Annotated in this window: 5 protein-coding genes and 1 pseudogene; 3 read left to right on the top strand and 3 right to left on the bottom strand. The window is 51.9% G+C overall.

What is annotated here, in order from left to right; all coding sequences use genetic code 11:
* The coding region (locus tag ACEW8P_RS16620) for a peptide MFS transporter (protein WP_373514196.1) at positions 1-1142 on the bottom strand (1142 nt) is incomplete at its 3' end.
* 211 nt (positions 1143-1353) lie between these two features.
* On the opposite strand from ACEW8P_RS16620, the gene ACEW8P_RS16615 reads away from it, so the two are divergent.
* Entirely contained in the window at positions 1354-2034 is a 681-nt protein-coding gene (locus ACEW8P_RS16615) for a peptidoglycan DD-metalloendopeptidase family protein (protein ID WP_373514195.1), read from the top strand.
* Between the two features lie 90 nt (positions 2035-2124).
* Positions 2125-3372: a carboxypeptidase-like regulatory domain-containing protein gene (locus tag ACEW8P_RS16610; protein ID WP_373514194.1), complete on the top strand. Its 1248-nt coding sequence runs from the start codon at positions 2125-2127 to the stop codon at positions 3370-3372.
* A 177-nt stretch (positions 3373-3549) separates the two neighbouring features.
* Here the strand turns inward: ACEW8P_RS16610 and ACEW8P_RS16605 are convergent, their stop codons facing one another.
* Together ACEW8P_RS16605 and ACEW8P_RS16600 are read right to left on the bottom strand one after the other, a co-directional pair.
* Positions 3550-4233 carry a response regulator transcription factor gene (locus tag ACEW8P_RS16605; protein WP_373514193.1) on the bottom strand — a complete coding sequence of 228 codons (684 nt, stop codon included), beginning with the start codon at positions 4231-4233 and terminating at the stop codon, positions 3550-3552.
* 83 nt (positions 4234-4316) lie between these two features.
* Positions 4317-6155: a sensor histidine kinase gene (locus tag ACEW8P_RS16600; protein ID WP_373514192.1), complete on the bottom strand. Its 1839-nt coding sequence runs from the start codon at positions 6153-6155 to the stop codon at positions 4317-4319.
* A gap of 212 nt (positions 6156-6367) precedes the next feature.
* On the opposite strand from ACEW8P_RS16600, the pseudogene ACEW8P_RS16595 reads away from it, so the two are divergent.
* Positions 6368-6686: pseudogene (locus tag ACEW8P_RS16595) on the top strand (hypothetical protein); the annotation flags it as partial.

Genomic DNA, 6686 nt, shown 5'->3' with positions numbered 1-6686 from the left:
CCAACCTGGATACCCTCGACGGCGTACTGTGCGGCCCAGTACATGATCAGGAAGCCGAAGCCTAATTGAATCAACCCCAGCCCGAATTTGACGGGAACGTAGGGGTTGATTTTTTTTCGTTTCAGGTAGATCCACAAAGCTCCGATGGGCGCCGAGAACACGAGGATAAAGAAGGCGTTGGCCGTTTGGAACCAGGAGGCGGGCATTTCCCAGCCGCCCAGGAAGCGGTCGGTGTGGCGGTCGGCGAAGATCGTCAGCGAGGAGCCCGCCTGCTCGAAGCCCGACCAAAACAGTGCTGCCCCTATAAAGAAAATAAAGAGTACGCCCACGCGCTTTTTCTCGACTATGCTCAGCGTTTTGTCCAATAGTCCGATGTAGGCAAAGTACAGCACGGTGATACCTACAATGACGTACTTCATCACATTAGCCAGTTCTACCGCGTCGAGAATGCCCGTCAGTACTAGTGTCGCCATGAGTACCAATGCCCCCGCTACCACGTAAAGAAACGTTGGACTACCCTTCACTTCGGGCGGTTCGCCCAGTCCGGCCAAGTGCTTGCTGTTGAGTCGGAAGGCCACCACACCCAGAAACATGGCAACGGCGGCAGCCCCGAAGCCGTAGTGCCAGCCGACCTTCTCGCCCAGGTACCCCACAATGGTCATTCCCAAAAACGAACCCAGGTTGATACCGATGTAGAAAATAGAAAACCCCGCGTCGCGCCGCGCGCCGCCCTCGGGATAGAGGTTGCCGACAATGGAGCTGATGTTAGGTTTGAGCAGGCCGGTACCGATGGCGACCGTACAAAGTCCGGCGAAGAAAATGGCGTTGCTCCCCGGTACGGCCAGCAAAATATGACCGATCATGATGACGATACCACCCCATAGAATGGCCTTTTTCTGGCCCAGCATATTGTCGGCGATCCAGCCGCCCGGCAGCGTGAGCAGATACACCGAGGAGGTGTAAAGACCGTAGATGGCTCCGCCCGTGTCTTCCGGTAGTCCGAGGGCCCCGTCAGCCGCTGATTTAATGAGATACAGAAGCAGGATGGCCCGCATACCGTAGTAGCTGAATCGCTCCCACATTTCGGTGAAGAACAGTACATAGAGGCCGCGCGGGTGCCTGGCGGAGGTAGTGTCGGTCATTTAGTGGAGGGTTGAAAGTTGAAAGTTGAGAGTGATGCCAGCCTCCTGGCCTTCATTTATTTGCGCAAGATAGCTATTCCGCCTAAATTTCAAGAGGAAGGAACTTTTTACACAATTCTCTTGGCCGCAAAATGATTTTCTTAGAATTCTTTGAAGGTTAGGGCGGCTTTTGCCTTATTTTGTATTTTCTCTTTTACGTCAAATAATATTTATGTCGCTGATTACGGCTCTACGATCCTCTCCCTCATTTTCTCCAATTATTCTTGCGGATAAACCCTTTCGTAAGCTAGACTTTACGGCCCAAAATACCGATCTGCCCACCCTGGACTTGACCGACACGGCAGCCTTTTCAGACTACGTTTTTGGCAAAATGCTGGATAACGGCCAGTACATCGGCGTGGGCGGCTACGACGAACACCGCGTGATTTATCGCCGCTCGGCGCACTTCGGCGACTACGCGGCGGAGGGACGCTGCATTCATTTGGGCGTGGATGTTTGGGCCGACGCCCAAACACCCATCTGCGCTCCGTTGCTGGGTGTGGTGCAGAGTGTGGCCTTCAACGACAACTTCGGCGACTACGGGCCGACGGTCATTCTGCGCCACGAACTGGAAGGCTTCGAATTCCATAGCTTGTACGGCCATCTTACCCTGGCTTCGTTGGAGAATATATTCGTAGGGAAGGAGATAGCGCCGGGCGAGGCGTTTACCGCCATTGGCGATTTCCCGGAAAATGGCAATTGGCCCCCGCACCTTCACTTCCAGTTGATCACCGAACTAAGCGGCTACCACGGCGACTACCCTGGGGTAGCTTCCCTTGCCGATCGGCAGACCTACCTGGAAAACTGCCCAGACCCCAACCTCGTACTGCGGATCGAGGAATTGAAAAATTGAGTGGGTAGTTGGTGATAAAAAGATGGCACAAATATTGGATTCAACTACGTCTTCTGCACTTTTGTAATCAAACCCATCTACCTTATAATAATGCTAGACTCTCTCCGGCTGATTGCCTTTCTGTTTTTCTCAATCATTTGCTGTACAAGCACTTTTGCTCAGGGATATATCATCATTAGCGGCAAGATTATCGACAAAACTACCCGGCAACCGATTCCCTACGCGCACATCGGTGTTATGTCGAAGGGCTTAGGTACCATCGCCAACGAGCAGGGCGAATTCTATTACCGCTTTCCCAAGATCGCCGCCGACGAAGACGTGACCGTGGCGCACCTGGGCTATAAGAATCTGGCGCGGAAGGGGGGTGAATTCGTGCCGGGCGACAAGAGTGTGATGCTGGAACTGGAAACGGCGCAGCCCGTAGTGGTGGATAGCGGCTATGTCAAAAGTTTCGATGCCCGTGGCTGGGTAATGGCGGCTTTGAACAAGGTGACCAAAAACTACACCGATACGCCGATCATGATGACGGGCTTTTATCAGGAAACTTTGCAACAGAACGACGCTTATGTGGACATCCGCGAGGCGGTGCTGAAAGTGGAGAAAGACCCGCGCCCGAAAACCGAGTTTCCCGAAAAGTACAAAATGCTGCGGGGCCGCCGCTTCGAAAGTACCAGCCGCGACAAGGTGATGGACGACTACGAGTTTCCCAGCGGCCCGGCCATCGTCACGCGCAGCCTCGACACGGGGCTACCGGAGTACCTGTCGGGCAGCAACCTCGCCGACTACCGCTTCCAATTGGACGACAGCATTGCTTTTTACAATAATAAGGATGTCTATCAAATCCACTTCCGGCCCGTCGGTCCGCAGGTGAAGGGCGCGCGCAACGGCCTTATCTGCATAAATAAATCCGACTCAGCCATCGTCCGTATTGCTTACGACTTCACGCCCGAGGGCATGGACGAGGTTTTCAAGGGTTCGATGAAGAGCGCGATGGGCAAAATGCTGGGCAAAAAAAGCCGCGAGGCCAAGCGCGTGAGTAGCTTCACCAACTATCTGCCCTACGATGGCAAATGGTACCTGCAGGATTCGCAACTCCTGATCCAGACCGACTTCATGGACAAACGCGACACGCTGACGGGAACCATTAAACTACATTTTGTGGCCAATGACATCCTAAAAAGCAACGGCAAGGCTGTCCCGCCCTCAGAAGTGCCACTCGACACCTCACAATTTCCCTCCCAAAAATTACCCAAGTATGATGAGGTCTATTGGTCGAATTTTAACCATATTATCCCGTCAGCCGCAATGCGGGAGATTTTGGGAAGTTTGGTCAAATGAACGAGGCGTGGTTGATGGGGTCAAACGGTTAAGGGTTATAAGGTTAAATGTTTAGCGTACGAGGCAATCCGAAGCGTCTTTCGACTCATAATGCAGATTAAAATTCATAATTGAAAGGATGGCGTAGAACGCCGTTTAACCATTGGCCATTTGACCCTTAACCCAAAGAGGGCAATGCTATCCCATTAACTTAAACCCTTCCCCGTGCAGATTCATAATCTGAATCGACGGGTCGCCGCGGAGGTGTTTGCGTAGTTTGGTGACGTACACATCCATGCTACGGGCGTTGAAGTAGGTATCATCGCCCCAAATCATTTTCAGGGCGTAACTTCGGCTGACGGGTTGATTGAGGTTTTGGCAAAATAATTTCAATAACTCCGATTCCTTGCTGGTCAGGCGGGAGGTCTCGCCGTCACGGCTCAGTTGCTGGTGTTCGTAATCGAAAGAGTAACTACCCACCTTGAACACGCTCTGTTCCGCTTCTTGCATCGTCTGCCGATGGTAGCGGCGCAGAATCGCCTCGATTCGCAGCAGCAGTTCATCACGATCGAAAGGCTTGGTGATGTAGTCATCGGCACCGAGTCGGAAACCCTGAATGGTGTCTTCCTTCATAGATTTGGCGGTCAGGAACACGATAGGGACATTACGACCACTCATCCGTACTTCCTTCGCCAGCGAAAAGCCATCCTTGCGCGGCATCATCACATCAAAAATGCAAAGGTCGTGCGCTCCATCGACGAACATTTGCCAACCTTGTTGCCCGTCGGTCGCCAGGTCCGTCGGGTACCCCTTATCGGTCAGGTACTCCTGCAGCAATCCCCCCAGGTTCGGGTCGTCTTCTACGAGTAGTAAATTGGGCATGAGTAACGTTGGGGTTTATAATTTTGAATGAGAGATTGAGTGAATGAGAGATTAATAGAGGGGTTATGCGAAAGCAATACTCACTAATTCACTAACTCACTAATTCTGACATTGATAGTAGGTAGCCACACACTAAACACACTACCTTGTCCCGCCTGGCTAGTGACGTTTATAGTACCGCCGTGGGCTTGAATCATCTTTTTCACGTAACTCAATCCCAGGCCAAATCCTTTGACGTTGTGCAGGTTGCCCGTCGGAACACGGTAGAATTTGTCGAAAATTCGCTGCGATTGCTCGCGAGAAAGTCCCAGGCCGTGGTCGGCTACGGCGATGCGGATGCCGTCGGCCTCGTTGGCGGTGCTGACGGTGAGGTGTAGTTCGTCGGGTGAGTACTTGATCGCGTTGTCCACCAGATTGTAAAGTACATTGGAAAGGTGTAGTTCATCACCTCCGACGAGTTCTTCGGTAGCCTCAAAGTCCAACTCTACCTCGCCGTCACGCTGTTCAATCTGGACGCTCAGACTGTTAAGTACCTTGGCGATCACATCGTGCATATTTACCTCAACCTGCTTTATTTTTACTTCGCCTTTATCCAGCAGGGCCATTTGCAGCACTTTCTCGACGTGAGTGCCCAGCCGCTTATTCTCCTCGCGGATAATGCCCAGGTAGCGGTCGATGCGGGCGGGAAGTTCAGCTATGGGGCCGGACTGAGCGTTCTCACGGGCCATGTCGGTCGCCAGGGCAATGGTTGAGATAGGCGTTTTGAACTCGTGAGTCATATTATTGATGAAATCATTCTTAATGTCGGAGAGCTTTTTCTGCTTCAAAATCGTGCTGACGGCCACGTAAAAGCACGCCAGAATCACCAGCAGAAGGATGCCCGAACTAGCGAACATCGCGCTCATTTTGCGGAGGATGTATTGCTGTTGTTCAGGAAAAATTACGTAAAGCAGGTTGTTTCCGCTCAGCATTTCGCTGGGGAATAGCGAAGCCTTGTAAGCGCTTTGCTCCCAGGTACCCGATTTAAGCTCGGCCGTGGAGAACAACAAATTCCTCCCCGCCTGCGCCCGCACCGCGAATTCGTAGGGTAATGTGATGCCGTTCTGGGCCAGTTCCTTTTTTAGTAAAGAATCGAGCAAAAAGCGATTGACGCGTTCCTCGATGGGTCGCTGGGTATAAACCAAATCCTGCATAACTTCGCGAAGAAGCTGAGTGCGGCCAGACGGTCTGCGGTCCGACGGGCGGCTTTGAGATTTTGCCGGGAGTGCATCGTAGGGTCTTCGGTTTTTTCCTGTATCAGTGGGTTTTTCAACCTTAGGCGAAATAGACTGCCCTCGATGCACAGATTGTAACGCGTGGCCCAGGGTTTGTTCCTCGGCCAGGCGGCGGCGGATAAACTCATCCAGGCCAGCGGCACCCATGCGCTGCGCCTGGAAAAATTCTTCCATGATCTGCTGCTGCCGGTCGGCCATGATCCTGAAATTGGGACTCAATGCGTCCGAAGGAGCAACTTCCGAAAAGTACTGGTAGCTGATTTCGCCCGAAGGGCCAATAGAAATTTCCATTCCGGAAGGACTGCCCGATGGCATCCGGGAGGGTACTTGTCGCGCTGGCGGTTGGGCGACGGCCACCCGCTCAGGTTGCTTATTGGCGGACTTCGATCGCGATGCCTCGCTTACGCGGGTCATTTCTTCCAGTTTGGCATTTTGCTGCTCGTTGTCGATGCGCTGTTGCAGCAGATACAGCATCTCCTGCTTTTCCAGCCGATGCACGACTTGCTGTACCGATTCGGCCACTTTGTGGTTAAACTGCTCATTGCGCACCACAATGGCCTCACTAATGAAATACCATTGAAAGCCGATCAGTCCGATCAGGGCCAGGCACATCAGTCCTACGATGCCTTGTATTTTTCTTCTAGTCATTTATTTTTTTAAAAATCCGATGCAACGTTTTTTTTGTCAGCGCGACTTTGTTTGTAACGTTACCAATGTAGCTGGGCGCGCATACTGGCCTGCCTTACAAAGCGATTAATAACAAATTTAAGCACTGAGTGATCAGCAATTCTACCGTTTAACATCTTTTAACAAGCTATCTTCAACCATTATTTTACTCCAAAAACGAAAAATCTACTCTTATGAAACAGACATTCTTGCGAACCGCGCTATTTTCCCTCGCCCTGACGGCTGCCTTCAGTACTACTACGCTAGCCCAATCAAAGGAAGACGACAAAGCCAATAAAACATACATCAGGATAGAGGTAATCGGCAAGTCCGATGGCAAGACGCAGGTAGTGGAGCGCAGCTACCGGGTCGATGCGATGTCGGAAAGGGCGCAAAAGGAATTTATTGATAAAGCCCTGGACTCGCTGTCGGTAGATGGCATGAGCCAAAAGCGCATCAGCATTACGGTCGATGACAACGACAACCGTCTCCGTGATAATGTGAGGATAAGGG

The organism is Persicitalea sp. (genome assembly GCF_041751555.1).
GTDB lineage: Bacteria > Bacteroidota > Bacteroidia > Cytophagales > Spirosomataceae > Persicitalea.
This window is presented reverse-complemented; position numbering and strand designations above follow the sequence as displayed.